This is a genomic window from Luteibacter sp. 1214 (assembly GCF_031455395.1).
Classification (GTDB): Bacteria; Pseudomonadota; Gammaproteobacteria; order Xanthomonadales; family Rhodanobacteraceae; genus Luteibacter; species Luteibacter mycovicinus.
Window position 1 is genome coordinate 465,625 of record NZ_JAVDSQ010000002.1, and the last position, 26,355, is coordinate 491,979.

The following is a 26,355-nucleotide window of genomic DNA, read 5'->3' on the forward strand; positions in this document are numbered from 1 at the left end:
ATTCCACCAGCAAGGAGATGAACGTCAGATCAAGCGTTCCGCTTCGAGTTCAGACTTGAGGTAGGCATAGAAGATGGGGGCCGCGACCACGCCGGGCAGGCCGAAGGCGGCCTCGAACATCAGCATGGCCACCAGCAGCTCCCAGGCGCGGGCCCGGATCTGGGTACCGACGATACGTGCGTTTAGGAAGTACTCCAGCTTGTGGATGACGATCAGGAAGACCAGGGCACCCAGGCCGACGTACAGGGACACGGACAGGCCGACGATGGTGATCGCCGTGTTGGACAGCAGGTTGCCGATCACCGGCAGCAGGCCGACGATGAAGGTGACGATGATCAGGGTCTTGGTCAGCGGCAGGTGCACGCCGCACAACGGCAGGATGCAGAGCAGGTAGATCGCCGTGAACGCGGTGTTGACCAGGGATATCTTGATCTGCGCAAACACGATGTTATGGAACGCGTCCGCCAGGCGCGCGCTGCGGAGCGACAGTTCGGCGGCGAACGGCCCCACCTGATGCGTGGGGCGGGTGCGGCTCAGCGCGACGATGGCGCCGAGGATCAGGCCGATGAGGATATGCACGAGTACGCGCGCCGCCTCCTTCCCAGCGAGCTGCAGTGTCACGGCGTGGGAGCGCGCCCAGTCCATCGCCGTGAAGCGCAGCGCTTCGACGCTGTCGGGCAGACGATCGACGATGGCCGCCGGCAACTGCTGGCGCGCCCGTTCGACGAGCGGCATCAGGCGATCCTGCCAGAGCTCCTGCGGGTTGCCGATCTCGTTGCGGAAGAAACTGATGCCGCCCAGGATCAGCAACGTGAGCAGCCCCACCACGACCACGCCTATCACCGCGACGGCGAGCACGCGCGCACGGTCCCCGGGAAGGCGACGTCCCATGAGCGGCGCCGTGGATACGACCATTTCGTAGACGAGCAGGCCGGCAAGCAACGCCGGCAAGAGCCGCAGCAGGAGAATGAGCAACAGTCCGACCGCGGCGGCGACGTAACTGGCGATGCGCACGGCGCGGGTCCGTGGGGTGGAAGCGTCCATGGACGACCTCGTCGTGTGTGAGACCGCAGTCTGTCAGTACGCGGGGCCACAGCGCCAGAGGCGTGCGCCTCGTCGTCAGGCTGTCGTAAACTCCGTGGAGAATCGCCGCCCCTCGGGTGCCGATACCCGATCCACAAGGGGTTTTGATGATGAAGTTCGCTCCGGTCGCGCTCGCGGCCGCTCTCGCCCTCGCGGGCTGCGCGCAGGCGCAGCGTCCCGCCGCGTCCACGCCGGCGGCGGTGTCGGCGCCCGCCGCCGAGGCACCGGCCACGGCCGGCGTCGCCGCCGACGACAATCTCAACGCGGTGGCCTGGTCCCAGCGCGCCAGCGAGCACGACTTCATCTACGTGCAGACGTTCCGCAATGCACAAGAGAAAATTCTCAAAGCGAAGCAGGATCCAAACTGGGACGCCCTGCCCCGGGACGACCGCGCGGTGCACCCCTCGCTCAAGGGCCTGAAGCCGGCCGTGATCCTCGACATCGACGAGACCGTGCTGGACAACTCACCCTATCAGGCGCGTCTCATCCGCTCCGGCGGTGAATTCAACGAGGCCGCCTGGGCCGACTGGTGCAGGGAAGCGGCCGCCCGTGCGCTGCCCGGCGCCGTGGAGTTCACCCGTTTCGCCGCGGACCACGGTGTCGCCGTCTTCTACGTCTCCAACCGTGCCAAGGATCTGGACGAGGCGACCCTCGCCAACCTGCGCTCGGCCGGCTTCCCGGTGGCCGGCAAGGCATCGTTCCTGGGCCTCGGAACGTTTGTCGAAGGCTGCGAGCAGGCCGGCAGCGAGAAGAGCTGCCGCCGTCAGCTGGTGGCGAAGAACTATCGCGTGCTGATGCAGTTCGGCGATCAGATCGGCGATTTCACCAGCATCCCCGGCAACAACGAGGAAGGCCGGACCAGGGCCATGGCACCCTACACGGCATGGATCGGCGAACGCTGGTTCGTCTTGCCGAACCCGACCTATGGCTCATGGGAGCCCGCTTTGTTCGACAACGACTACGATCTGCCCCGTGCCGAGCGCCGCCAGAAGAAGATCGACGCGCTTCGCATCAAGTAAAATCAGATACTTAGATGGATGTTTGTGACGTATTGCTTTAGCAATGTCGTCCAACTATCATCCCTCTCGCCGAAACCCGTGGCGCCAAAAGCAATGCGGGCAAGGCCATTTCCCTTTCCGGCTTCGGGCTGGATAACCCCGTGAGACGATGAGTCTCCGGGGTTTTTTCTTGTACGCTCCCCGTCCCCGCTGTGCCGAGACGCGAGAAGCCCTCCCCTATGCGCCGCCCCCTCCTGCTCGTACCGGTCCTTCTGGCCCTGCTTGCGCTTGTCGCCGCCTGCGACAAGAAAAAAGCGGAAACGGCCGGCACGCCCGGCGGTGGCTCACCCGAAGACGCCACACGCGAGTCGCTCGCCCTGATCCGCGACGGCAAGTTCGACCTGTTCTGGAAGCACGCGCTCCCGCCGGCCGACTTCGACAATCTGCGCAAGGACTGGCCGCGTCGTAACGAAGCGGAGACGCCGATGGATCCGGACGACCGCGCCAAGTTCGAGGCCGGTGTGAAACGCCTGACCGATCCGGACGCGGAGAAGAAGCTGTTCGCCGACCTGCGGCCGACCCTCGTACGCTTTGATCGCGACTATAAAGACCAGATGCCCTTGATTTCCGGTGTGGGCCAGTCGATGGCGCTCACGGCGATCGATCAGGCCAAGGACCTCACGGTGCCGCAGAAGCGGCAGCTCCGGGAGGCGGTCAACGTCATCGCCCCGTGGACCCAGACGGTGGCCTGGGGCGATCAGGCCCGCGCGAAGGAAGCCATCGGCGTGCTGGTCGACACGGCCCGCAAGGCTGGCCTGTCCACGCCTGACGCGCTGCACCAGATGACGTTCGAGCAATCCATGGCGACATGGTCGACCGCCTGGCTCGGCTTCAAACGCCTGCTCGATGTCTATGGGCTGTCGGTCGACAAGAGCTTCGACTCCGTCAGCATCGATACGCTGGAAAACAGCGGTGGATCGGCGCACGTCACGATCACCTACACCTTGCTCGACAAGCCGATCCAGACCGACGCGACCCTCGTTCTGCTCGATGGGCGGTGGTACGACAGCGATCTGCTGCAGCGCGTCCGCGACGACCACGCGCGCCTTGCGCCGCCGGCGCCATCGGCCACCGCGCCTGCCCCGGCGAGCACGGTCGCTCCTCCCACGCGAAGCCCAGGCGCACCCGTCGCGGTCGCCCGGGGCCGCTGAAGCCGTACAATCCCACGATGTCAGAAATTCCGATGAGTGCGGATCCGCACGTCCATGTCGCCCGTTCGCCCTGGTGGTTCAAGCTGCTGGGGCGGCTTCTCGAACCCTGGGTGCGGATCAAACGCGAGCCCGCCGAACCCGCCGTATTACTCAGGAGCGGGGCGGCCGTGTGTTACGCCATCGAGCGCGATGGCACCTCGGACGCGCTGATCCTGGAGCGCGCGTGCCGCGAGGCCGGCTTGCCGAGCCCGATGCAATTGCTCGATCTGCCGGGGCGCCGCCGTCGCTCGGTGTTCTCGCTCAGTCGCCGTCATGGCTGGCTGTTCGGTCGTACGGATGCCCGTGGTCCGAAGGAACCCATCGGTCAGCTCATCCGGGCGATCGAGGACGATCCCTCGCGCGACATCCAGATCGTGCCCGTCTCCATCTACGTGGGTCGCGCCCCCAACCGTGAGAGCGGCTGGTTCAGCGTGCTTTTCGCCGAGAACTGGCTGGTCGTGGGACGTTTCCGGCGCATGCTGGCGCTGCTGCTCAACGGACGCGATACGGTGGTGCACTTTTCGGCGCCCGTATCGCTGCGCTCGGTGCTCGACGAATCGCGCGGTCTTACGCCGGAACGTCTGACGCGCAAGATCGCCCGCGTGCTGCGTACGCACTTCCGTCGCATCCGCGCGGCGGTCATCGGCCCCGATCTGTCGCATCGACGCACCGTCGTCGACGCCGTGCTCAACACCGAGCCGGTGCGCGACGCCATCGCCGCCACAGCGAGCAAGGAAAACATCACGCTGGCGAAAGCGCAGCGCCGCGCGCGGGATTTCGCCCTGGAGATCTCGGCCGACTATTCGCATCCCGTCGTGCGTTCGTCCTCGTTCCTGCTCGCGAACTTCTGGAACAAGCTCTACGACGGCATCGCCATGCACCACTTCGACAAGGCACGCGCCGCCGCGCCGGGTCATGAAGTGATCTACGTGCCCTGCCATCGCAGTCACACCGACTACCTGCTGCTTTCGTACCAGCTGCATCACTCCGGCGTCGTGCCGCCGCACATCGCTGCCGGCGTCAATCTCAACCTGCCCGTGGTCGGACCGATACTGCGTCGCGGCGGCGCGTTCTTCCTGCGTCGCAGCTTCAAGGGAAACGCACTTTATTCCGTGGTGTTCAACGAATACCTCGCGCAGCTGGTCGATCGCGGCGTTCCGCTGGAATACTTCATCGAGGGTGGCCGCTCGCGTACCGGTCGCCTGCTTGCCCCGCGCGCGGGCATGCTGGTGATGACGCTGCGGGCGTTCCTTCGTGCGCCGCGCCGCCCCGTGCTGTTCCAGCCGGTGTATATCGGTTACGAGAAGCTAATGGAGGGCAAGTCGTACATCGGCGAATTGTCCGGCAAGCCCAAGGAAAAGGAATCGCTGCTCGGGCTGATCCGCGGACTCAAGGTGCTGCGTCAGCGCTATGGCCACGTCACGCTGAACTTCGGTGAGCCCATCGAACTCACCCCGATGCTCGATGCCGTCGCACCCGACTGGCGCGCGACGACCGCGGATCCGGACGTCAAACCGGAATGGATGAACAGCGTGGTCGACGATCTCGCCGACCGCATCCAGATCAACATCAACCGCGCAGCGGACGTCAACCCGATCAACCTGCTTGCGCTCGCCTTGCTGGCGACGCCCAAGCACGCGATGGCGGAAAACGACCTGCTTGCGCAGCTCGAGCTGACCAAGGCGATGTTCATCGAACTGCCTTATTCGGATCGCGTCACGATCACGCCCATGAATCCACAGGGCATCATCGCGTACGGCGAGCAGATGGGCTGGATCCGTCGCGTCAGGCACCCGCTTGGCGACGTGCTGGTCACCGACGACGAGCAGGCGGTGCTGCTCTCCTACTTCCGCAACAACGTGCTTCACCTCAATGCGGCCGCCGCCTGGGTGGCGGCGTGCTTCCTCAACAACCGCCGCATGTCCCGCTCGTCGGTCATCCGGCTGGGCCGGATCATTTATCCGTTCATCCAGGGCGAGCTTTTCCTGCCCTGGGATCAGGACGGTTTCGCCACGCAGATCCAGGAAACGATCGAGTTCTTCGTGCGCCGCGGCATCCTCGAGTCCAGCGCCGAAGGCCGCGTGCTCGAACGCGGGCCCGGCCAGGACGACGGCTCCTATCAGCTGCGTGTCATCGCACGCAGCATGTTGCAGGCCTTCGAGCGTTACTACATCGCCATCGCCGCGCTGGTGAAGAACGGTCCGCACACGATGAGTTCGGGCGAACTCGAAACCGCGTGTACGCTTACCGCTCAGCGCCTCGGCCTGCTCAATGAGCTGTCCGCGCCGGAGTTCTTCGACAAGGCGTTGTTCCGTGGATTCATCCAGAAGCTGCGCGAGGTCAAGGTCGTATGGACCGACAACGCCGGCAAACTCGACTTCAGCGACGCGCTGGAAGACATGGTGCGTGACGCACGTGTCATCCTCGCTCGCGAGGTGCGCCATTCGATCCTGAAGATCACCCCCGGCGGCGAAAACGACCGCGATCTCGACGCACGCCCGCCGAGCGATCCCGGCGAAACCACCGCCGAGTCGCTGCACGAGCGGCACGTGGCGAACGAGACGATCCGCCACCGGGAACATCCGGCGGAGTAAGCGCCGACACGCTGTCGCTCTCAACGGGGACAGATGTCGGCGGGCGGTGTGCTTAACCTTTGCGCGGGATTCCCCACGCAAAGGACGCACCATGGATACGACTCCACCGCAGGCGCCGCCTGCCGTCGTCAGCAGCACCCAGCAGGAGGCCATCGATGCCCTCCAGCGATTGACAGACGCCCAGACATGGCTAGGCCGGCAGCAGGATGCGTTGCCGGTACTGCCCGCGTCTCTCACGATCGAGAGCCGCGACGCCTATCTCGCCGGGCTGGATGCTTACTGGCGACAATCCGTCGACGATGCGCCGGGAACGGCTCCCGTGACACGTGTCGCCGCACTCGCCACCCGGCTTGCGGCGATCATGCGCGACGAAGCCATCGTTCGCCGTAGCGACGACACGCTGGGAACGCTCGCCGTCGAGCTCGCCACGCGCTTCGCGCGCTCGGCCGACGGCCTGCCGCCGCCCGGCATGGAGGCGCGCTCACTGCTCATCGGCGATGTCGCCTGTGCCGGCGCGGTTGTGCTGCTCGACAGCAACCACCCCGACACCGTCCTTCGCTTCCTGCCCGATCGCGGGTGGGATGCCTTCGCCAGCCTCGAGCAACTGCATGCGCAGACCGAGACGATGATGCGCGAGCGGCTTGCCGCCCAGCGAAAACTTCCGGGATTGCGCGCCGACGACACGCAGCGCGTGATCGCCAACGGGCGGTTCGTGGGATCGGCTCCCATCGAGGGTCCCGTGTTCGATGCGATGGCGCAATCGCTCGTCGCCCTGCAGAGAAGTGAACTCACGGACGCCTGGCCATCGTCGACCGATGCTCCCACGCCGGAGGCGGTGGCCGACGAAACCTCGTCCGCGCTCGATCTGTCGGTAACAGTCGACGTCTTCGCCATCCTCGGCCAGCGCGAGACTCGCCTCGCGGTGGCGCTGAACGAGGAGCGGCTCGCCCGTGTGCCGGCGGACGTGGCACAGGGCTGGCGTGACGCCGTCAGCGCCTACCGCCACGCCAGCGCGCGCTCCGGTGACGCCACGCGACAGGATGGCGAGGCACCGTCGACGCTGGCCACGTGGACGCGGACGGAACTCGCGTCCGCGCTGGCTTCCCGCGGTTTCCCGATCGACCCCGACGATATCGGTATCGAAGCCTCCGGAAGCGAAGCGCTTACGGTCCCCGCGCTGGGGACCGCGCCAGCCGACCCCGTTACGCGCATGAGTCTGGCCGCCTTCGCCTTGCGCAATACCGGCCACATCGATGCACGACGCCTTCGTGTCGTCTCGACCGCCTTACCCGACGGGATGCGAGCGCCCGACATCGCTACCATCAGGGATATCGCACGCCGTCTCGATCTCGCTCCGCGTTATGAGGCTTATCTGCGCGCGCATGAGCGACCCCGCCGGACGCGCGTTCCGCCAGTCGACCATGCGCCTGCAGCAGGCGCGGATGCGTGTCGAAGCGGCGTCCGCGCGCATGGCAACCTACCTTCGCGGCGAGACACCGGTCTTCCTCGACGACCACGAGGAACGCGGCTATCGCCTGGTGGAAGCCGTACTCGACGCTCCCTCCGCGGCGGCGCGCCGTCGCGTCGGCGGTCACCGTGTCACGGTGCGACAGCTGGTCTATCGCGGCGCCGCTGTCAGCGATGTGCTCATCATCGGCGTGCACGATCCGGCAAGTTCATCGCGCGTCGTGATCTACACCCCCGATGCACCCGATGGCCGGCCTTTTCACGAATTCAGCGACCGTGCGACGGCCGGACGGCAGCTGTTCTACGCCAAGGCGTTCGAGCAATACCTGTTGCAGCGGCTGCCGGCGGAATTCAGCGAGCCCGTGCCCCAGGGGGGCGGACGTCGGTTCCGCATCTCGGAGGCGACCCGCCGTTCGCACTGGGTGCTGTCGGCCGCCGGTGACGGCCGTGGCACCCTTACCGAGGCCCGGTTCGAGGAACGCGACGTCGACGGCGACGTCCGTACCGCACTCTTCGACGCGGAGGTGGAACGCCAGGCCCGTGACGTCGCCTGGATCGGTCGAAGCACGGACCAGGCGGACAGGGAGTCGATCACCGCCACGCTGGCGGTCGTTCTGCGTGCGTTTCGCGGCCCGGAGGCACTGGTCGAGGACTCGCTCAGCGCTGTCGGTCAGGCGCTGCGTGCCACGTGGCGCTTTTACGATAACGTCAAGGCGGGTGACCGCCGCCAGGCGTTCGTCGATTTCACCGAAGCCTACACCGCATCGCTTCAGGTCGCCGGCTGGGGAGCGGGATTCGGCAAGGCGCCGCGTCCACGCCTGTCGCTGCGTCCTCCAGCAGGCGGGCTGCGCAGCCTGGATGCCGGCCTCCGCCTGACGGATACGCGTCAGCGGCTCGATCCTCGTTACGCGGCCCGGGATGTCGATCTCTCCGGCATACCCTCCGACGCTCTCGGCGTGCACCGGCTACACGGCCGGCGCTACATCCGCCAGCAGGAGTCCGTGTTCGAAGTTCGCCATGACGCGGCCTCCGGTACGTGGCGGCTCGCCCGCCCGAATGCCCTCGACGCGGCGTTCGCAGGCCCGGCCATCGAGCCGGTGGCCTACGGCGGCTGGCGCCTGCGCACGGGTATGGGGCTACGGGGCGGCTGGGTGGACGACGCGGCATTCCCGCAACCCGCCTCGCGCGGCGTGACCGGCCAGGAACTTGCCGGTCTGAGCGACTTCCAGCGCTGGACGTTCGAGCAGTCGTTCGCACAACGGCTGCGCAGCGCGGGAGAAGCCAATCTGATCGTCTGGGATGTCACGTCGCAGCCGCACCCCCGCTTCGTCACGCTGCGCCAGCGGACGGCGTGGAACGACGCGCTCCGCACGGCCCGCGGCGCACCGACCGAGCCCCTGCCCCTCGGCGCGCAACCGGGCCCCGGCGCCTCGTGGCGCGTGCTCAGTCCGGGCGAATGGCCGAACTCCCTGTTTCACTACCCGGCGGGCTTTTACGGCGCCCTCGGCAACGGGTCGCAGGTGATTCCGCTGCAGGTGTCGCCGGGCACCGGCCTGCGCGGCCTGCCGGCGACACGCACACCGCCCGCGGCACGTGTCGCCGGGATGGCCACAGGGAACGTGCCGGGTGCGCGGTCACAGGAGTGGGTGGAAGTGCACCTGGACCGCTACCGGCACCGTCCGGGACCGAACGGCAGGCCGACCATCCGGGTGATCGAGGATCGTCGTGGCGCGGAAATCACCTATGTGATCCAGCCCGACACGGGGTTCTCCATCAACTTCCTCGGTCTTGAGCCGGGCGACTTCACCGCGGGACGCCAGGCCTTGCCGTGACCGCGCCCGCCGCTTCCCGACGAGCCCTGCGCTCGCCGGGGGGCGGCAACCGGGGTACCATCGCCGGATGGAAAAGACCGATACCACCCACTTTGGTTTCCGCGACGTCCCTGTCGCCGACAAGCAGAAGCTCGTCGGCCAGGTATTCACCTCGGTCGCCCGAAACTACGACCTGATGAACGACCTCATGTCGTTCGGCATCCACCGCCTGTGGAAGCGCCATTTCGTGGCGGTGAGCGGCGTGCGTCGTGGTGACCGCGTACTCGATCTCGCGGGTGGCACGGGGGATATCGCCGCTCTGCTGAAACCCGTCGTGGGCGACGATGGTGAAGTGGTGGTCGGCGACATCAATGCGGCGATGCTCGGCGTCGGCCGCGATCGCCTCACCGATCGCGGGCTCGTCTCCGGCTTGCGCTGGGCGCAAATGAATGCGGAGGCACTGCCGTTTCCCGACAACAGCTTCGATGCGGTGACGATCGCTTTCGGCCTGCGCAATGTCACCGACAAGGACAAGGCGCTGGCGGACATGCATCGCATTCTCAAGCCCGGCGGCCGCGCGCTCGTGCTCGAATTTTCCAGGGTGCAGAGTCCCGTCCTCTCGAAACTCTACGACGTGCATTCGTTCCGCATCCTGCCCCGCCTGGGCAAGCTGTTCGCCAACGATGCCGACAGCTATCAGTACCTGGCGGAGTCGATTCGCAAGCATCCCGACCAGGAAACCCTGAAAGGCATGATGCTGAAGGCCGGCTTCGGCCACGTGGAAGTTCGCAACCTGACGAATGGCATCGTCGCCATCCATCGCGCTTATAAGCTCTGAAAGCGCGGGGCTCGTTCTGACGAGGTTTATTCCGACGCGCTCGCTGTCGCGGCGCTGACCGGAAGTCGGTGAGCACGGGGACATATCTCCGTACGGCGACTGCCTAACCTTTGCGTGATATCCCACGCAAAGGACGCACATGGACATGACCCCGCCGCAGGCACCCCCTGCGATCGTCAGCGACGCCTCGCAGGCGAGCATCGACACCGTCGCCCGCCTCGACGCAGCGCAGGCCTGGCTGATCGCGCAGCAGGATTCCCTGCCCGTACTTCCCGACGCTCCCGACGTGGATGGCAAGGCCGCGTTTCTCGGCGCCTTGCATGCGCACTGGCAGGCCCCGGTCAACGGTGCGCCCGGCATGGCCCCGGGGACGCGCGTGAGCGCCCTTGCACAGCGCATGGCCGACGTGGCTCGCGACGACGGCGCCCTGCTATGCGACGACGGCACCCTGGACGCCGCGGCGGCGGACCTCGCCATGATCGCCTCGCGCGCAGGCGGAGCCCCGCTGCCCGCCTCCGTGACGATGAGTGAGCTGCTCGTCGGGGGCAGTGCCTATGCGGGCGCTTTCGTCGTCAAAGACGGCAGCCGGCCCGACCTCGTCCTCGCCTTCACGCCCGACCGTGGATGGGAACGCTTCGACGGTGAGGAAACGCTCCGGCAGGTGCTCGACCATCGCTTGCGCCAGGCACTCGCGTCGGGTCATGGCCTGGTCGCCGTCGACGACGCCTCGCCAGTCGTGCTCGGCGAGGGCGTGGCGGTGAGCGAACGTCCCCTGGGCGAACAACCGTTCGCACGCCTCGCGGAACGCATTGTCGCGACCCAGGCCGGGAAGATCGGCAGCGCATGGGATCGGTTCGCCGCGGGCGACTGCGACGTCGCCGGTCTGGTGGACCATGTCACCGCAGCCTTGCGCCTGTCGTCCTACGTCGATGTTCACGCTGCGCTCGATCAGCGCGACATACGGCTCGCGGAAGCGATCGACGAGGCACGTCTGCGCGACGTTCCCGTCGCCGTGCGCGACGACTGGTATCGCGCCCGCGCCGATTACCGGAACACGATGCAGGGCATGGGCGAAGCGAGGCGCGGTGAAGGCATGACCGAGGCCCTCTCGCTCGACGCCTTCGTGCGCGCGCAGCTCGCGGCGCGGCTCATACCGCTGGGCATCACGGACGATCCATCCACCCTCTCGGTCACCATGGCGGACATGCCGACCGGCGATCCGATCGCCACGCTGTCCATGCTGTTCGGCGGAACGCAGGGGCGGAAGGTGCCGCTGGTCGCGCTGGCGTTGCGCAATATCGCGTCGCATGGCCTGTCCGTGGGCGCGGTATCGCGCGACGACGGGCAGCCACTGTCCGTACCCCTGAACGGTGCGGCGCTCGCGACAATGATCCGCGAGCTCGACGCGGGGCGGCGCTACGCGGAATACCTCGAATCGCGTCTGCGTTCGACACCGGCCGGAGCGACGTCGCGCGATTTCGCGATCGCGTTGCAGCAGGCGCGGATGCGGTTCGAAGCCGCCGACGCGCGGATCGCCTATTACCGCCGGGACGAGCCGCGAAGCTTCTACGACGATCAGGGCGAGTTCGGCTACCGGCTGCTCGCCGCCGCGCTCGATGCGCCAACGCCAGGACGGCGCGCGAAGGTACTCGGTCACGACGTCGTCGTTCACCAGCTCACGTTCAAGGGCGTACCTCTATCGGACATGGTCTTCGTCGCCCCGCGTGACAGCCGTGCCTCGTCGCGTGTGGTTTTCTATACACCCGACGCGCCGGATGGTCGTACGTATCGCGAGTTCGCTTCGCGCGCCGAAGCGGCACGGGAATTCCTGCTCAATCCCACTTTCGAAAGCTACCTGCTCGACCGGCTTCCCGCGGAATTCGCGCAGACCGAGCAGAACGGCAGCCGGCGGTTCCGCATGAGCGACGGTTCGCGTCTGGCGAACTGGGTCTTGTCGCAGCAGGGAAATGCGGGCCAGTCGCGCATGGACAGTCCCTTCGAAGAGCGTGAGATTCACGACGATTTCCTCAAGGCCATGTACGACGCCTCCGTCGATCACATGCTTCACGATGTGCGCGCGGGGTCCCGGACGACCGGCGAGGCCGATGCCGAGGGGCGCCAGGCCGTACTCGCGTCGCTCATGTCCGTCATCGCCTGGCAGGAACGCGCCGTCGCGCACACCGTGTCCAGCGTCGTGCAGTCGGTACCGCGTACGTTCCAGGCGTCCTGGCGCTTCTATGACAACGTCAGGGCGGGCGACTACTCGCAGGCTTACCTCGACATCGTCGATGGCTATACCTCGGCGCTGAACGTCATCGGCCTTCGTCCGGTGCTGCCACGCGTCGCCGGTGCGATGGTACGCGCGCGGGCTTCGTCCACCCTGCTTACGCCGACGCGGCGAAGCATCACCCGGGCCGACGCCGTGTTCGAATCACGCTTCGAGGCCGCCGTCGATCTGTCGGGAGCGACGCGCAGTTCGGAAGGTTTCCACGTGACGGGCGGGCGGCATTACCTGCGCCAGCATGACAAGGTCTACGGCGTCCGCTACGACCGCGAACACGCGACCTGGCGTCTCACGCGCGCGGGCGCACCCGATGCGAACTTCACGGGGCCGGCGATCGCCCGCTCGCCGGACGGCGTGTGGACGTATCGGCGTGACGTCGGCCTGCTCGGCGGCGCACCGCATGCGGTCACTCCGGAGATGCACGTGCTGCTGCGCAACCGGGGTCTCACCGATCCGGAGGTCGGCGCACTCAACCTGGCCCAGCGCGACATCCTCCTGCGCGAGCTGTCGCGGCTCGCCGGGGGCTCGGACGAGGCGGTCCAGGTGCTTCGCGGCACCGGAACCGCCGCTGTGCCGGCAGGCGCCCACGCATCGACCTGGCGCGAAGCGCTGCGTCTTGCCCGTCACCTTCCCGGAGCCCCCATCAACCGCTCGCTCGTGGCGTCATCCCGACTCGTGCACGACCTCAGTGTGGGCACGGCACCCGCGAACATGGTGGTCGTTCCGCCGTCCGAGTGGCCGGCGACCGTGTGGTATTACCTGCCGCGCGATCAGGCGGACCTGTTCCGGGGCGCTGCCGTCTCGATACGCCAGCACCGGCTGTTCACGCACACCGGGATTCCCGTCTATTCGCACTCGCCCTACACCGCGTTTCCCGGAATCGCCGGCGCCACGTACGGGTCGCTCAAGGGAGCGTGGCTGCGCATCGACCTGCGAACGATCGCCACACGGCAGACCGGGTCGTTGCTGCCTCCATTCGACCTGCTGCGGTACGGTATCGGCGATCCCGGAACCCTCACGATCCGGCCGAGACTGCCGACCGGCGCGCCGCGGGCGGCCCCGCCGAACGTATGGCTATGGGGGAACGAGTTCGAACTCGGCACCTGGCCGCGCCTTCCGCGCTGAAGGCCAACCCGTCGATCCGGTGCGTAACGCGCCGGATCGATCCGGGCATGAATGGCATACTGGGTGCTTCCTTCCACCGGAATCCCGCAATGCGCCTGCTTCCCGTCCTTGCCCTGACCATGACGTTTCCCGTCGTGGCTTTCGCGGCCGACCCGCACTCGTACGCCCAGCCTGACGCCGTCCGCGTCACCCACCTGAATCTCGACCTGAAGCTCGACTTCGGCAAGCGCGAACTGGCCGGCGACGCCACGCTCGATCTGGACTGGAAAGATGCCAGGGCGAAGGACCTCGTACTCGACACGCGCGACCTCAAGATCGCCAGCGTCGATGCCGTCGATGCGAACGGCAAGACCTCTTCGCTGAAGTTCGCCCTCGCACCGCGCGACAAGGAACTGGGGTCGAAGCTGACGATCCAGGCACCGGCGCACCCTGCCAGCGTGCGTATCGCGTACACGACCGTGCCGGAAGCCTCGGGCCTGCAGTGGCTGACGCCCGAGCAGACGGCGGACAAGAAGCAGCCCTTCATGTTCTCGCAGTCGGAGTCCATCCATGCCCGTTCCTGGGTACCGCTACAGGACTCTCCCGCCATCCGCTTCACCTACGACGCGCACATCAGCGCACCGAAGGACGTCCGCGTGGTGATGAGCGCGATCAACGACGCGAAGCACCCGCTGAACGGCGACTTCCGTTTCGACCAGCCGCATCCGATCCCCTCGTACCTGCTGGCCATCGCGGCGGGCGACATCGCGGTGAAGGAAACCGGACCACGCAGCGCCGTTTACGCCGAACCCAGCATCGTCGGCAAGGCCGCGCACGAATTCGAAGACACCGAGAAACTGATCGCCACGACGGAGAAGCTGTACGGGCCGTATGCGTGGGGTCGCTACGACATCCTCGTGTTGCCGCCGTCCTTCCCCTTCGGCGGCATGGAAAACCCGAACATGACCTTCGCCACGCCGACGGTGCTCGTCGGTGACAAGAGTCTCGTCTCGCTGGTATCGCATGAGCTGGCCCATTCGTGGTCGGGCAACCTGGTGACCAGCGCCGCGTGGCGCGACATCTGGCTCAACGAAGGTTTCACCACCTACGTACAGGGACGCATCACCGAGGCCGTTTACGGCAAGTCGCAGGCCGACGAGGAAGCCCTGCTTTCCGCTCGCGAACTCGAAAAGACGATCGGCGCCATGCCCGCCAACACCCAGAAGCTCACGCCGGACGCACGTGGCGTCGGCGCGGACGACTCCCTTTCCTCGGTCGCCTACGACAAGGGGTCGTGGTTCCTCCGTACCCTGGAGCAGCGTTTCGGCCGCGACACCTTCGATGCCTATCTGAAGGGTTACTTCGCGCACTTCGCTTTCCAGAGCATCGACACCGACACGATGTTCGCGTATCTGAAGGCCAACCTGCTCGATAAGTACCCGGGCAAGATGAGCGAAGCCGAGGCACGCGCGTGGATCTGGCAGCCGGGCATTCCGAAGAACGCACCGCTGCCGACCTCCGCGCGCTTCGACGGCATCGACAAACAGCGGGACGCTTTCCTGGGCGGTACCCTGCCGGCGGACAAGCTCGAGGCGAAAACCTGGAATACCCAGGAATGGATGTACTTCCTGGATCGCATGCCGGACGTCCCGCCGCTGGCGAAGATGAAGGAGCTGGACGCCGCCTGGCATCTCACCGGTACGCCCAATGCCGAAATCGGCATGCGCTGGTATGCCCATGCGATCGCCGCCGGCGACAAGGACGTCTGGACCGCCGCGGCCGAACACATGACCCGGATTGGCCGCCTGTACCTGACGACGCCGGTCTATCGGGCGTTCGCGCGGACGCCGGAGGGTCTCGCATACGCGAAGGCAACCTACGCCAAGGCGAAGAGCGGCTACCACCCGATGACGCAGCAGGCGGTGGAGCGCATCCTCGCCGGGACGTCGAAAAAGAACTGACCGCAGGTTCCTGCGCGCCGCTCCGGCGGCCGCGGGGCTTGCATCCTGCTCCCACGCCCAGCATCTTGCGGGGCGTCCTTCGTTCCAGGCTTCCGATTTCATGGCAAAGACCCCCATCCCGGCCACCACCACGTCGCGCCCCCTCTGGCAGCGCCTGTTGCTGCGGCGACTCAAGTTCCTCATCGTCGTCGCGGCGGTGCTGGGCGTAGGGGCCGGAGGCGTCTACCTGTTCGCGCCATCCCTGTTGCTGAAGGCGGACGCCGCGCGTCTCGCGATGGCGGCACACATGGAGGAGAAGCAGGTCGTGGCGGGCGATACGACCTGGTCTTACTACGAGGGGGGAACCGGCCCCACTATCGTGCTGCTGCACGGCTTCGCCGCCAACAAGGAAACCTGGCTGGAAATGGCCAAGGGCCTGACCGATCACTTCCATGTCGTCGCACCGGACCTGCCCGGCTGGGGCGAATCGTCGCGCAACGACAACGGCGACTACGGCATTCCCGCACAGGCGGCACGTATCGAAGCGTTCGCGGCGGCGACGGGACTGCAGCATTTCCTGCTGGTTGGCCAGTCGATGGGCGGCGCGATCGCCGGTGTCTACGCAAGCGAACACCCGGACCGGGTCGCGAGCCTCGTGCTGATGAGTTCGCTCGGACTGACCTTCAAGGACAACGACTTCGTTCGTGACGTGAAGGCCGGCAAGAATCCGTTCCTGCTCAAGGACCGTGCCGACCTCGAAGCCCTCCTCGCGCGGATTTTCCTCAAGCCACCGCATATTCCGGGGCGTCTCGAGGACGCGATACTGGACCGTAACGCGAAGGACCACGAGTTCATCGCACGTACGTTCGCCCAGCTGAAAGACCCCGCGCAGGCCTACGCGCTCGATCCCGTCATCGGCACATTGCCCATGCCGGTGCTCGGCATGTGGTGCCGGGACGACAAGATCATCGACGTCTCCGCACTGGATACGCTGCGCAACGGTCTGAAGAGCTCGCCAGCCATCAGCGTGACGATCATGAATGGTTGCGGGCACATGCCGATGCTCGAAAAACCCGATGAGACGGCGCGGGTCATCACGGGTTTCGCGCTGGCGCATTGAGGTGGCTTGTCATCGCCAGCGAGCCTGGCGATTCAGTCCGCGACGTCGGCCACCAACCGGTCCAGCTGCATCTTCAATCCGCTGCCATGCGCGCGGAGCCAGTTCCGCTGTTCCTTCCAGTCCGGGAAAATGCCTTCGACCCAGTGCCAGAAGCGCGGTGAGTGATTGCGCACCTTCAGATGACACAATTCATGGACGAGCACATAGCGTAGTGCCGCGGGTGGCGCCAGCGCGAGGGCGAGATCCAAGTTGATGCGATCGCGGGTATCCAGACTGCCCCAGAGACTTTTCAACGGGCGGATCTTCAAGGCGGTGGGCGCCGCGTTGATCATCGGGATATAGGCCGGCAGCCAGCGGGAGACGTCCTTTCGGATCTGTGCTTCGAAGTGGGTGGCGAGCAGACCGCGCGCCACGAGCAACGCCCGCGTGTGCGGACGTGGAATGACAAGGGTGAGGCCGTCCGCCGTCTGATCGACGCGGGGATAGGGACCCTCGGCCCAGTCAAGCGCGATTTCTTCGCCGCGGAACGGGAACGTCGTCGGCACACCGACTTTCAGGCGCGGAAGCGGCTCGGCATCGAGGTGAAACTCGCCGAGCTTCTGCTCGAGCCAGTCGGCATGATGACGGAGAAAGGCCGTCATCTGCGCCGTGTGCGTACCGTTGGGATAGGTGAGGCGGGCACCCTTGGGGGTGACGGTCAGGCGCAACCGACGCGCGCGCGGGTGCGCCGACTTGAGCACGCGAATCGTGCCTCCGGTCGGCGTCGACAGCTCCAGCCACTCACTTTCTTCCGATGCCATGTCGCGAGTCTCTTTTCGATCCCGACGAACATCCCACCAACCCATATCAATTCCTGCGACGCGGCGCCTGAATCACTCGGGGCGCGGCAACTTGAACCATTCTTCCAGCTTGCCGAGGAGTCGCGCGTATTCGCCTGCCATCAGGGCGAAATTCGCGTCCATCTCCGCGGCAGCCGATTCAGGGCTGTCGCCCTGCTCGTCCAGCACCACATCCGTGAACTTGATCTTACGCAGAATCAGGTCTTCACCGAGCACGAATGAGATGCGGTCGTCGAAGACCAGGCCGAGCTGAAACACCTGCTTACCCGTACGCAGATGCTCACGGATCTCATCGGTGTCGAGATCCTGTCGGCGGCAGCGCGCGATAGCGCCGGAGGCGGTGGCCGGGTCGCGCAGTTCGCATTCGTCGCCGAGCGCCAGACCCGCCGGCAATTCTCCGGTGGCCACCCAGTGAGTCATGAGGATGCGCGGCGATTCCTCCGGCGCCAGCGGCACGGCCGGAAAGCTGCCCAGCGCCTCACGGATCTGGCTGAGCGTGTTCTCAGCCGACTTGCGACTGGACGTGTCCATGACCAGCCAGCCGTGCTTCTTGTCGGCATAAGCGGACATACGCGACGTACGCACGAAGGCGCGCGGCAGCAGCTCGTTCATGACGTCGTCTTTCATGCGCTTACGCTCGCGACCGCTGACCTTGCGGCCCTCTTCGTCGACGATCTTCTGCACGCGGTTGGCCAGCTCGTCGTTCACCACTGACGTCGGCAGGAGCTTGTCTTCGCCGGCGACGGTGACCATCGTGTTGCTGGCGACGGAATGGGTCAGTGCTTCTTCCTTGCGGCCGAGCGGGGAGATAAAGCCGCGCGTCGACATTTCCATCGGACCCACGGAACGAAGGCGATGCTCGGGCAGCACCTCGTCGAGGCGCTGGAGGTCGGCGGCGACCGGCTCGGAGAAACGGAACAGTGTCAGGTTGCGATAGAACATGGATCGACGATTCTCTTGCGAATGAGGGACCGCGGCGGGCGCGAGGCGCCGCCGGCGTAGGAGCGCGGAATGACGGTCAGACGACCTGGGCGATCGCGGAAGCGACGCGGTCCAGATTGCCCTCGTTGAGCGCGGCGACGCAGATACGGCCGGTACCGACGGCGTAGATGCCGAACTCGGTGCGCAGGCGATCGACCTGCGCCGACGAAAGACCGGAATAGGAGAACATGCCGCGCTGTGCTTCGATGAAGCCGAAGTCGCCGTGCTTCGCCAGTCGCTCGACCAGACCACGACGCATGGCGCGGATGCGATCGCGCATCTCGCCCAGCTCGGTTTCCCACTGCGCGCGCAGCTCGGCGTGGTTGAGCACCGCCGAGACGACGGCGGCACCGTGGGTCGGGGGGTTGGAATAGTTGGTGCGGATGACGCGCTTGAGCTGCGACTGCACGCGAACGGCTTCGTCATGCGAACCGGTCACGATGGACAAGGCACCCACGCGTTCGCCGTACAGCGAGAACGACTTCGAAAACGAGCTCGCGACGAAGAACGGCAGGCCGGCATCGGCAAAGAGGCGCACCGCGATGGCGTCGGCTTCGATACCGTCGCCGAAGCCCTGATAGGCGATGTCGAGGAACGGCACGAGGTCGTGCTTGCGCACGGCCTCGATCACGCGCACCCAGTCCGCCTCGACGAGGTCCACACCGGTCGGGTTGTGGCAGCAGGCATGCAGGACGACGATCGCGCCCCTGGGCAGCTTCGCGAGGCCGCCGAGCATGGCGTCGACGTCGACACCGTGCGTCGCGGCGTCGTAATACGGGTAGTCGACGACCTCGAAGCCCGCTCCTTCGAACAGCGCGCGGTGGTTTTCCCAGCTGGGGTTGCTGATGGCCACGGGCACCGACGGGTTCAGGCGCTTGAGGAAGTCGGCGCCGACTTTCAGAGCGCCGGTGCCGCCCAAAGCCTGGGCTGTGACGACGCGGCGATCGGCAAGCAGCGGGGAGGCGGCACCGAACAGAAGGTTCTGTACGGCGCTGTCGTAGAGGGCGATGCCGTCGATGGGCAGGTAACCGCGCGGCAGCTGCGCCTCGAGGCGGGCTTTTTCGGCCTCACGCACGGCGCGCAGGAGCGGCACATGGCCGTTGGCGTCGTAGTACACGCCAACGCCAAGGTTGACCTTGTCGGTGCGGGTGTCTGCGCCGAACGCTTCGTTGAGGCCGAGGATGGGATCGCGCGGTGCGAGTTCGACGGAAGAGAAGAGAGTCATGGTCGGCAGGCCTTGAAGCGGGTAGAGGAAATGATCAGTCGTTATCGTCACCGGCGTCGCCGCCGGTCAGCCAGGCATGTGCGTCGGCGCGCGCCGCGCCTTCGCGTGCGCCCAGCGCCGCGAAGTCGAACAGGCTACGGTCCGTCAGCTGTGAGGGCGCGATATTGCCCATCGCCCGGAAAATCGTTTCGCTGCGGCCGGGGTGGGACTTCTCCCATTCCTGCAACATGCGTTTGACCACCTTACGCTGCATGTTCTCCTGCGAACCGCACAGGTTGCAGGGAATGATGGGAAACGCGCGGGCCTCGGCGTAAGTCTCGATGTCATCCTCGCGGCAATACGCAAGCGGGCGAATGACGACATGGCGACCGTCGTCCGAGAGCAGCTTCGGCGGCATGGCCTTGAGGCTGCCCTGGTAAAACATGTTCAGGAAGAACGTCCCCAGGATGTCGTCGCGATGGTGACCGAGCGCGATCTTGGTGATCCCGTTGTCCGACGCCCACTGGTACAGCGCTCCCCGCCGCATGCGCGAGCAGAGGCTGCACATGGTCTTGCCCTGCGGAATCACACGGGTGACGACGCTGTACGTGTCCTGCTCGATGACGTGGAACGGCACGCCCCGCCCTGTCAGGTACTCCGGCAGCACGTGCGCGGGGAAATCCGGCTGCTTCTGGTCGAGATTGACCGCGATCAGTTCGAACCGGACGGGTGCCTTCGCCTGCAGCGACAGCAGCATGTCCAGCATCGTGTAGGAGTCCTTGCCGCCGGAGAGGCAGACCATGATGCGGTCGCCGTCCTCGATCATGCCGAAGTCGGCGATCGCCTGGCCGACCTGGCGACGCAGGCGTTTGGCCAGCTTGCCGGCTTCGTAGCTCTGCTTGCGTGTGGCGTCGGGCGTGGCGGACATGCTCAGGCGGTATTCGGAGGGGACGGCCCCCTATTGTAGCCGCTGCGGGACCCCGCGCCCGGGGTTACAATCGTCGCTCCCCTCCTCGCCCGGCCCAACGCCATGCAGGTCCAGGATCCTCACGAGCTCCAGCAGCGCCTCGCCGAACTGAAGGTCGAGCATCGCGACCTCGACGCCGCCATCGACCATCTGGCCGCCGCCATCAGCCGCGACGAGCTCCAGCTGACCCGCCTGAAAAAGCGTAAGTTGCTGCTGAAGGACACCATTTCCCGTATCGAAAGCCGGCTCATCCCGGATCTGGACGCCTGAAGGACGCCGATGGACCCCGTTCGCCTGGAAAACCCCTACGTCAGCCTCGAGCCGCTGCAACTGGCCCACATCGAGCCGCTGGAGCGCGCGGCGGCGGACGGTGACCTCTGGAAGCTCTGGTTCACCTCGGTGCCCGCCCCGGGCCGCATGACCGACTACGTCGAAGCGGCGCTGCGCGGCCAGGAAGAGGGCCGGATGTCTCCCTGGGCGATCCGCGAGAATGCCTCCGGCGAGATCGTCGGCAGTACGCGCTACTACGACATCGTGAACGATCCGTCCCGGCTGGCCATCGGCTACACCTGGTACGCCCGGCGCTGGCAGCGCAGCCATGTGAACACGGCAAGCAAGCACCTTCTGCTGTCCAACGCCTTCCAGAACGTCGGCGCCGTGGCCGTCGAATTCCACACGGATGCCTACAACCAGGATTCCCAGCGAGCTATCGAAAAGCTGGGGGCCCGGCGTGAAGGCGTGCTCCGGGCCCATAAGCGTCGTCCCGACGGATCGCTGCGCGACACCGTCTGCTACAGCATCCTCGCCACCGAGTGGCCGGATGTGGACAAGTGGCTGCAGTTGCGGCTCGCGCGGCTGGCTCCGCCTCAGGCCTGAGGGACCGCGGCGCTCAGCGCGCCGCCACCGCCTCCGGGTGCGACGGCCGCACGATCAGCGTCGCCGTCATGCCCGCCGACAACACCACGCCCGCCGGCAGGTGGTCGCTGTCGATCCGCACCCGGACCGGCACGCGCTGCGCCAGGCGCACCCAGTTGAAGGTCGGATTCACATCGGCCAGCAGGTCGCTTCCGGTCGGGTTGTCGGCGTCGGTGATGCCGCGGGCGATGCTCTCGACGGTGCCCTTCAGGCGCGCACCACCGCTCATCAGGCGGATATCCACCGGATCGCCGATGCGCAGGCCCGGCAACTTGGTTTCTTCGAAGTAGCCGTAGATCCAGTAGGAATGGCTGTCGATCAGGGCGAGGCGGGCCGTGCCGGCACTGGCGTAGTCGCCGACGCGGACGTCGAGATTGGTGACGAAGCCATCCACCGGCGCGCGCACCTCCGTGCGGTCGAGATTGAGCTGTGCGGAAGCGAGTTCGACCTGAGCCTGCGCAACGGCGGCCAGTGACTGCTGCTGCGCCGCACTGGCCTGCTTCGTGCTGGCCTGCGCCTGCTGCCAGCCTGCCTTCGCGGCATTGGCGGCGGCCATCGCGTTCGCCTTGTCTTCCGCCGAGATCACGTTGTTGATCAGTTTCTGGCGGCGCTCGGACTGCGCCTCGTACATCTCGAAATTGGAGCGGCTCTGCAACGCGCCAGCCTGGGCCGCGTTGATGCTCGCCCCCGCGGCGCGCGCCGCCGCCTCGGCGGCATTGAGGTTGGCCTCGGCCTGCGCGACAGCGTTGAGGTAGCGCGCCTTGTCGACGACGAAGAGCAGGTCGCCCTTCTTCACCGTCTGGTTGTCGATGACCTTGACGTCCGTCACCAGGCCGGCGACGTCGGGAGCGATGCGGACGATCTCCGCCCGCACGCGCCCGTCACGCGTCCACGGCGAATACATGTAGTGCTTCCACATGGCATGTCCGACGAAGGCGGCGATGACCACGACGACCGCGGTAACGGCGAAACGAATGATGCTGGCGAGTTTCATGAGGGTTCCACTCAGAACATGAACAGCGCGAAGGCGCCGAAGACACAGACGAAAACAGCGAGACGAAACAGCGGCGGATGCCACACGAGCCGGTACAACCCCAGGCGACCCGCAATACCGTCCAGCAGCCACAACAGCAGCAGCGCCAGGACGAAGAAGACGAGCAGGCCCGGAACGAGCGCGTCGCCGAGTGCGATTTCACGAGGCATGAGCGATGTCCTTGCTGAGCGGCGCAGTGGGCATGTAGGCGGCGAGGACGGATTCACCATCGAGCAGCGCCATGCGGACGAGATGGAGATGTTCGAGCAGATGAGCGACACCCTCATGCTCACCCACGCTGGCGATGGCCGTCGCGACGGCGTCGCGCGCGAGCAGGTAGCCGGCCGCATCGGGCTTCTCGTAGAAGCGCGCCAGCGTGCGCAAGGCGTCGTCGAGATAAGGACGAAGCGTCGGCGGCACATCCCCGCGCGCCAAGTCGTGACGGAGCTCGATCAGCGCGCGCCCGGTCTCGTGGACCGCGAGGGCCCAGGCGATCAGGGACCGCGAGTCCGCACTGCCCGGCTGGGTCTGCGCGACGACCTGACTGACCAGATCGTAGTTGACGCTTTCGAACCGATGGCGGAGGCCCGGCAGCGGCGCTTCGGCGGCAAGCGCGACCTGCCCGCGCAGACGGGCCAGCTGGCGCCGGCGCAGCCACGCGCTGCCGATGGCTGGCGGAATCACGACGAACGAGACGGCGGCGGCGCCAAGCCCCACGACCTGGGCGATGGCGTCATTGATGAAGTGAGCGGGATCGTAAACCTGCACGTTCTTCAGCGAGAGGATGTAGGCGAAGCCCATCGCCCAGCCGAGTCCATAGAACGCGAGACGCTGGGCCATCATCATGACCAGCCCGAGGGCCAGGAAAGGTGCGACGCACACGACGAGCAGCCCATACCCGTCGACCTGGGTCAGCAGGAGAAACTCGCAGATAAAGCCCACCGCCATTCCCGACAGATAGCCGAGCATGACCTGCCAGGTCACGCGCGTCGGATTGGGAATCGTGGCGAAGAGGCCCGCGAAAACCGTCGCCAGCAGCATCGCGCTCGAGCCCAGCGGCCATGCGCTGTAGATCCAGAACGCACCGAGCACGAGCATCGTCAGCGTCGTGCGAAACGTCGCAAGACCCGCACCAAGGAAGTCGTTGCCGCGATCGAAGCGCACGCGCTCGGCGGAGCCGGCGATCACCCGCGGCGTCTGCAGCGACGCCGCGGCGTCGACGTAACCGTGCAGCTCATCGACGAAGCGGGTCAGCAGCGAGGCGCCCGTATCGAAGTCACGCACGTCCTGTGAGTCGGACAAGGACGCGCGCAGGCCCGGAACCGATGCGCGCATCGTGTCACGCGCCGACACCAGCCTGGGCAACAGGACACGGGCGGCGGCGCCGGCCTCGATGGGTGCATCGAGCGCCTCACCGATGGGCGCATAAAGCCGGATGAGCGTATCCGCGGCGAGATCGCGCTGCGCGCGCTTCAGCCGGTTGATCAGGTGATGCAGCGACTGGAAGCTGGTCGACGCGGCCATGAAGCGCTGGTTGAAAAGACGCAGGTGATTGCTGCGCGCACGCGCTTCGGCGTCCTCGAAAATCACCGAGCTGCGCAGGTCTTCGAGCGTCACGGCGGCGCGCACGAAACGCAGGTGCGCTTTCTCCATGGTGTCACGCGCGATGCTTCCCCCCGTGCTGTCGCGGACGAAGCCGACGAAGCTCGCGAACTGCTCGCGGGCCGCGCGACGCAGGACGTCACGCATGCGACTCGGAAAAACGATGTCGTTGACCAGGCCACTGACCATCAGGCCGAGCAGCACCTCGCTGATGCGAGCCCACGAAGAGTCGAAGACGCCGGGGGGATTGTCGATGACGGGAATGGCGACGATGGCCGCCGTGTAACCGCCCAGTACGAACGCGTACGACTTGAAGTTACGGTACAGCGTGGCACCGCCGGCGCAGACGCCGATCCACAGCGACAGCGCGAGAAGGAAGAGGTCGCGCTCCTGCGGGAAGGCAGCCACGATGGCGATCGCCGCCGTGGCACCGGCGAGGGTACCGATCGCACGATAGAAGCTCTTGGCCAGCACCATGCCCGACTGGCGGTTGGCGACGATGACCGTGGTCAGCATCGCTGTCGAAGGCGCCGGCAGGTCGAGTCGCATGGCGAGCCAGCCCGTCAGGAAAAAGGCGATCAGCGTCTTGACCACGAACAGCCAGACGTTGACCTCCTCGCGCAGCGTCTCGACGACGATCTGGCGGGTGCCGGGGGTGGCGTTTTGTAGGCCGGTGGCAGACATGGCGCGCCCTGGTTACTCCCCGAATCCAGCCAGCATCTTCTTCAGCAGGCCTTCCAGCAGCGCCTGTTCCGATGGCTGCAGATTACGGGTCTGCCGATGAAGCAGCGTGACGATATCCGGCAGGAAGCTCTCGATCAGTTCGAGGCCCTCGGGGGTCAGGGTCAGGGTCACCTTGCGGCGATCCTCGTCGCTGCCGGTCCGCACGATGTAGCCCTTGTCGCAGAGCTGGGTCGTCAGCCGGGTGATGTTGGCCGACTTCTCCCCGGCGGCCTCGGCCAGCTGCGACGGGTTCATCGCGCTGTCCGGCGAACCGTACAGCATCATCAGGATGTTGTACTCGGGATGGTTCAGCCCGAACGGCTTCGTCACGGCGTTGGCTTCGTCGTGCACTTCCTTGTAGATGTGCTTGATGAGGCGAACGAGCACGGCCGGCTCCCGCGGAAACGCCGGATACTTCGCGCGGGTGACGTCGAGGCGTGCTTCGGTGGGGGCGAAATCGCTCATGGGGTGTCCCGTCTTCGGTTACCCCATAAGTATATAGTTCATTTATGTATTATCAATAGGTGTAATTTATCCGGAAGAAATCGCGGTGCGGTCGAGCAGGCGGCGGAGTCGCTGCGGCTCGCTGCTGGCGGACGGACGGACGGACGGACGACATTGGCAATGATGGAGCGGGTCGACAACTTTGCACGCAGGAGGCTGCATCGATCGGTAGTGAAAGGTCTACGCGCTCAACGCAATGCCTCGGCGAGCCGCAACAACAGCGCCGCGACCGCCTTCGGATCTTCCGGTATCGACGCATCGCGCAGACGTCTTTCCGCGTCGGCCACGATGCCCGACGCGGCGTCCAGTGCATCGATTCCCGCGGCGGTGAGCTCGGTTTTCTGAACCCGTCCGTGGTCGGGGTCGGCCGTGCGCACGATGAGGTCCGCGCGTTCCAGCGCGACCAGGATGCCTTGCATCGTCTGTGGCGTCACGAAGGCGCGCCGTGCGAGCGTCGCGTTCGACGCACCCGCTTCGTTCTTCAGATAGGTGAGCACGGCGTATTGCGGCGTCGTCAGTCCGATCTCCCGCAGACCGGCGTCCATCCTCGTTCGCAGCGCCTGCTGGGCCATTTTCAAGGCGTAGCCGATGGTCGCGTAGGGATCGCCCATCTCGGGTCGCGATTTACGGCTGGTCATATCAGGGCCCTTACATTAGTATCAGCACACTGATATCTTAGCCCAACTCACGCACAGGAGAGATTGTCATGCCCCATCTGATCGGCCCCGACTTCGTCGGCATTCAAACCCATGATCTCGATGCGGCACGGGCTTTCTACGCCGATGTCGTGGGGCTGAAGGTCGCAGCCCAAAGCCCTCCCGGCGCCGTGGTCTTCGATACCCGACCCATTCCGTTCGCCGTGCGCACGCCTGTCGCCGAGCTCAGCCGAAACGACAACCCCGGTGAGGGCATCGCTCTCTGGTTCGGATGCGACGATGCCGATGCGCTGCACGATCATCTCGTCGGGCACGGGACGCCCATTGTGTTCGCACCGAAAGATGGCCCTTTCGGCCGCTACTTCGCCTTTGTCGATCCGTTCGGTTACACGATCACGGCGCATACCGTCGCGCACTCCGGCAGCTGAGCAAGAGCAATGCC

General features: G+C 66.1%; 22 protein-coding genes. 11 read left to right on the forward strand and 11 right to left on the reverse strand.

Annotated features, from left to right (window positions below):
- Nucleotides 1–24: 24 nt before the first annotated feature.
- The gene (locus J2X57_RS06655; protein WP_036109691.1) at nt 25–1,044 is read right to left on the reverse strand and encodes a membrane protein; all 1,020 of its coding nucleotides are present in this window, start codon (nt 1,042–1,044) and stop codon (nt 25–27) included.
- A gap of 146 nt (nt 1,045–1,190) precedes the next feature.
- On the opposite strand from J2X57_RS06655, the gene J2X57_RS06660 reads away from it, so the two are divergent.
- From J2X57_RS06660 to plsB, 3 genes are all read left to right on the forward strand, one after another.
- Entirely contained in the window at nt 1,191–2,102 is a 912-nt protein-coding gene (locus tag J2X57_RS06660) for an HAD family acid phosphatase (protein ID WP_309865105.1), read from the forward strand.
- A gap of 218 nt (nt 2,103–2,320) precedes the next feature.
- On the forward strand, nt 2,321–3,292 hold the full coding sequence (locus J2X57_RS06665; protein ID WP_052191421.1) for a hypothetical protein: 972 nt from the start codon (nt 2,321–2,323) through the stop codon (nt 3,290–3,292).
- A 32-nt stretch (nt 3,293–3,324) separates the two neighbouring features.
- Nucleotides 3,325–5,925 (forward strand): glycerol-3-phosphate 1-O-acyltransferase PlsB, encoded by a 2,601-nt coding sequence (gene plsB / locus J2X57_RS06670; RefSeq protein WP_051943221.1) that lies wholly within the window; start codon nt 3,325–3,327, stop codon nt 5,923–5,925.
- Between the two features lie 481 nt (nt 5,926–6,406).
- Here plsB and J2X57_RS06675 read toward each other — a convergent pair whose 3' ends face one another.
- Nucleotides 6,407–7,174, reverse strand: a complete 768-nt coding sequence (locus tag J2X57_RS06675; RefSeq protein ID WP_309865112.1) for a hypothetical protein — start codon at nt 7,172–7,174, stop codon at nt 6,407–6,409.
- Nucleotides 7,175–7,307: 133 nt separating this feature from the next.
- Between J2X57_RS06675 and J2X57_RS06680 the strand changes: the two genes are divergently transcribed.
- The 5 genes from J2X57_RS06680 (at nt 7,308) to J2X57_RS06700 (ending at nt 16,489) form a co-directional block, all read left to right on the forward strand.
- Nucleotides 7,308–9,224: a DUF6543 domain-containing protein gene (locus J2X57_RS06680; RefSeq protein ID WP_309865115.1), complete on the forward strand. Its 1,917-nt coding sequence runs from the start codon at nt 7,308–7,310 to the stop codon at nt 9,222–9,224.
- Between the two features lie 67 nt (nt 9,225–9,291).
- Nucleotides 9,292–10,041: a bifunctional demethylmenaquinone methyltransferase/2-methoxy-6-polyprenyl-1,4-benzoquinol methylase UbiE gene (gene ubiE, locus J2X57_RS06685; RefSeq protein ID WP_036109683.1), complete on the forward strand. Its 750-nt coding sequence runs from the start codon at nt 9,292–9,294 to the stop codon at nt 10,039–10,041.
- Nucleotides 10,042–10,180: 139 nt separating this feature from the next.
- Complete coding sequence (locus J2X57_RS06690; protein ID WP_309865117.1) at nt 10,181–13,450, forward strand: DUF6543 domain-containing protein; 3,270 nt, start codon at nt 10,181–10,183, stop codon at nt 13,448–13,450.
- 89 nt (nt 13,451–13,539) lie between these two features.
- Nucleotides 13,540–15,390 (forward strand): M1 family metallopeptidase, encoded by a 1,851-nt coding sequence (locus J2X57_RS06695; protein WP_309865118.1) that lies wholly within the window; start codon nt 13,540–13,542, stop codon nt 15,388–15,390.
- Nucleotides 15,391–15,490: 100 nt separating this feature from the next.
- Nucleotides 15,491–16,489, forward strand: coding sequence for an alpha/beta fold hydrolase (locus J2X57_RS06700; protein ID WP_239709125.1), 999 nt, complete (start codon nt 15,491–15,493; stop codon nt 16,487–16,489).
- 32 nt (nt 16,490–16,521) lie between these two features.
- Here the strand turns inward: J2X57_RS06700 and J2X57_RS06705 are convergent, their stop codons facing one another.
- The 4 genes from J2X57_RS06705 to ttcA form a co-directional block, all read right to left on the reverse strand.
- Complete coding sequence (locus tag J2X57_RS06705) at nt 16,522–17,289, reverse strand: YgjP-like metallopeptidase domain-containing protein (RefSeq protein WP_090352916.1); 768 nt, start codon at nt 17,287–17,289, stop codon at nt 16,522–16,524.
- 72 nt (nt 17,290–17,361) lie between these two features.
- The gene (locus tag J2X57_RS06710) at nt 17,362–18,270 is read right to left on the reverse strand and encodes a recombination-associated protein RdgC (RefSeq protein WP_043696330.1); all 909 of its coding nucleotides are present in this window, start codon (nt 18,268–18,270) and stop codon (nt 17,362–17,364) included.
- 76 nt (nt 18,271–18,346) lie between these two features.
- Nucleotides 18,347–19,534, reverse strand: a complete 1,188-nt coding sequence (locus J2X57_RS06715) for an amino acid aminotransferase (RefSeq protein WP_309865123.1) — start codon at nt 19,532–19,534, stop codon at nt 18,347–18,349.
- Between the two features lie 34 nt (nt 19,535–19,568).
- Nucleotides 19,569–20,441 carry a tRNA 2-thiocytidine(32) synthetase TtcA gene (ttcA, locus tag J2X57_RS06720; protein WP_036109665.1) on the reverse strand — a complete coding sequence of 291 codons (873 nt, stop codon included), beginning with the start codon at nt 20,439–20,441 and terminating at the stop codon, nt 19,569–19,571.
- A gap of 102 nt (nt 20,442–20,543) precedes the next feature.
- Between ttcA and J2X57_RS06725 the strand changes: the two genes are divergently transcribed.
- Together J2X57_RS06725 and J2X57_RS06730 are read left to right on the forward strand one after the other, a co-directional pair.
- Nucleotides 20,544–20,750, forward strand: a complete 207-nt coding sequence (locus tag J2X57_RS06725) for a DUF465 domain-containing protein (protein ID WP_036109662.1) — start codon at nt 20,544–20,546, stop codon at nt 20,748–20,750.
- 9 nt (nt 20,751–20,759) lie between these two features.
- Nucleotides 20,760–21,356: a GNAT family protein gene (locus J2X57_RS06730; RefSeq protein ID WP_036109659.1), complete on the forward strand. Its 597-nt coding sequence runs from the start codon at nt 20,760–20,762 to the stop codon at nt 21,354–21,356.
- A gap of 13 nt (nt 21,357–21,369) precedes the next feature.
- Here J2X57_RS06730 and J2X57_RS06735 read toward each other — a convergent pair whose 3' ends face one another.
- The 5 genes from J2X57_RS06735 to J2X57_RS06755 all read right to left on the reverse strand — a co-directional run bounded on the left by J2X57_RS06735 (nt 21,370) and on the right by J2X57_RS06755 (nt 25,895).
- Nucleotides 21,370–22,389 carry an HlyD family secretion protein gene (locus J2X57_RS06735; RefSeq protein WP_036109656.1) on the reverse strand — a complete coding sequence of 340 codons (1,020 nt, stop codon included), beginning with the start codon at nt 22,387–22,389 and terminating at the stop codon, nt 21,370–21,372.
- A gap of 11 nt (nt 22,390–22,400) precedes the next feature.
- On the reverse strand, nt 22,401–22,598 hold the full coding sequence (locus J2X57_RS06740; RefSeq protein WP_036109654.1) for a DUF1656 domain-containing protein: 198 nt from the start codon (nt 22,596–22,598) through the stop codon (nt 22,401–22,403).
- The gene (locus tag J2X57_RS06745; protein ID WP_309865131.1) at nt 22,588–24,714 is read right to left on the reverse strand and encodes an FUSC family protein; all 2,127 of its coding nucleotides are present in this window, start codon (nt 24,712–24,714) and stop codon (nt 22,588–22,590) included. The genes J2X57_RS06740 and J2X57_RS06745 overlap by 11 nt, the downstream gene beginning before the upstream one ends.
- 12 nt (nt 24,715–24,726) lie before the next feature.
- A complete protein-coding gene (locus J2X57_RS06750; protein ID WP_036109649.1) occupies nt 24,727–25,218 on the reverse strand; it encodes a MarR family transcriptional regulator in 492 nt (163 codons plus the stop codon).
- A 227-nt stretch (nt 25,219–25,445) separates the two neighbouring features.
- Entirely contained in the window at nt 25,446–25,895 is a 450-nt protein-coding gene (locus J2X57_RS06755) for a MarR family transcriptional regulator (RefSeq protein ID WP_309865134.1), read from the reverse strand.
- Between the two features lie 68 nt (nt 25,896–25,963).
- Here J2X57_RS06755 and J2X57_RS06760 point away from each other — a divergent pair, with 68 nt between their 5' ends.
- Entirely contained in the window at nt 25,964–26,341 is a 378-nt protein-coding gene (locus tag J2X57_RS06760; RefSeq protein ID WP_309865138.1) for a VOC family protein, read from the forward strand.
- Nucleotides 26,342–26,355: the final 14 nt, after the last annotated feature.

Excerpts from the sequence above, each read along its gene's own strand:
- J2X57_RS06660 (WP_309865105.1), top strand. The coding sequence starts at position 1,191 with ATGATGAAGTTCGCTCCGGTCGCGCTCGCGGCCGCTCTCGCCCTCGCG.
- J2X57_RS06655 (WP_036109691.1), bottom strand. The coding sequence starts at position 1,044 with ATGGACGCTTCCACCCCACGGACCCGCGCCGTGCGCATCGCCAGTTAC.
- J2X57_RS06690 (WP_309865117.1), top strand. The coding sequence starts at position 10,181 with ATGGACATGACCCCGCCGCAGGCACCCCCTGCGATCGTCAGCGACGCC.
- ubiE (WP_036109683.1), top strand. The coding sequence starts at position 9,292 with ATGGAAAAGACCGATACCACCCACTTTGGTTTCCGCGACGTCCCTGTC.
- J2X57_RS06755 (WP_309865134.1), bottom strand. The coding sequence starts at position 25,895 with ATGACCAGCCGTAAATCGCGACCCGAGATGGGCGATCCCTACGCGACC.
- J2X57_RS06710 (WP_043696330.1), bottom strand. The coding sequence starts at position 18,270 with ATGTTCTATCGCAACCTGACACTGTTCCGTTTCTCCGAGCCGGTCGCC.
- J2X57_RS06735 (WP_036109656.1), bottom strand. The coding sequence starts at position 22,389 with ATGAAACTCGCCAGCATCATTCGTTTCGCCGTTACCGCGGTCGTCGTG.
- J2X57_RS06760 (WP_309865138.1), top strand. The coding sequence starts at position 25,964 with ATGCCCCATCTGATCGGCCCCGACTTCGTCGGCATTCAAACCCATGAT.
- J2X57_RS06740 (WP_036109654.1), bottom strand. The coding sequence starts at position 22,598 with ATGCCTCGTGAAATCGCACTCGGCGACGCGCTCGTTCCGGGCCTGCTC.
- J2X57_RS06750 (WP_036109649.1), bottom strand. The coding sequence starts at position 25,218 with ATGAGCGATTTCGCCCCCACCGAAGCACGCCTCGACGTCACCCGCGCG.
- J2X57_RS06695 (WP_309865118.1), top strand. The coding sequence starts at position 13,540 with ATGCGCCTGCTTCCCGTCCTTGCCCTGACCATGACGTTTCCCGTCGTG.
- J2X57_RS06680 (WP_309865115.1), top strand. The coding sequence starts at position 7,308 with ATGAGCGACCCCGCCGGACGCGCGTTCCGCCAGTCGACCATGCGCCTG.
- J2X57_RS06665 (WP_052191421.1), top strand. The coding sequence starts at position 2,321 with ATGCGCCGCCCCCTCCTGCTCGTACCGGTCCTTCTGGCCCTGCTTGCG.
- ttcA (WP_036109665.1), bottom strand. The coding sequence starts at position 20,441 with ATGTCCGCCACGCCCGACGCCACACGCAAGCAGAGCTACGAAGCCGGC.
- J2X57_RS06705 (WP_090352916.1), bottom strand. The coding sequence starts at position 17,289 with ATGGCATCGGAAGAAAGTGAGTGGCTGGAGCTGTCGACGCCGACCGGA.
- J2X57_RS06700 (WP_239709125.1), top strand. The coding sequence starts at position 15,491 with ATGGCAAAGACCCCCATCCCGGCCACCACCACGTCGCGCCCCCTCTGG.
- J2X57_RS06730 (WP_036109659.1), top strand. The coding sequence starts at position 20,760 with ATGGACCCCGTTCGCCTGGAAAACCCCTACGTCAGCCTCGAGCCGCTG.
- J2X57_RS06725 (WP_036109662.1), top strand. The coding sequence starts at position 20,544 with ATGCAGGTCCAGGATCCTCACGAGCTCCAGCAGCGCCTCGCCGAACTG.
- J2X57_RS06715 (WP_309865123.1), bottom strand. The coding sequence starts at position 19,534 with ATGACTCTCTTCTCTTCCGTCGAACTCGCACCGCGCGATCCCATCCTC.
- J2X57_RS06745 (WP_309865131.1), bottom strand. The coding sequence starts at position 24,714 with ATGTCTGCCACCGGCCTACAAAACGCCACCCCCGGCACCCGCCAGATC.
- plsB (WP_051943221.1), top strand. The coding sequence starts at position 3,325 with ATGAGTGCGGATCCGCACGTCCATGTCGCCCGTTCGCCCTGGTGGTTC.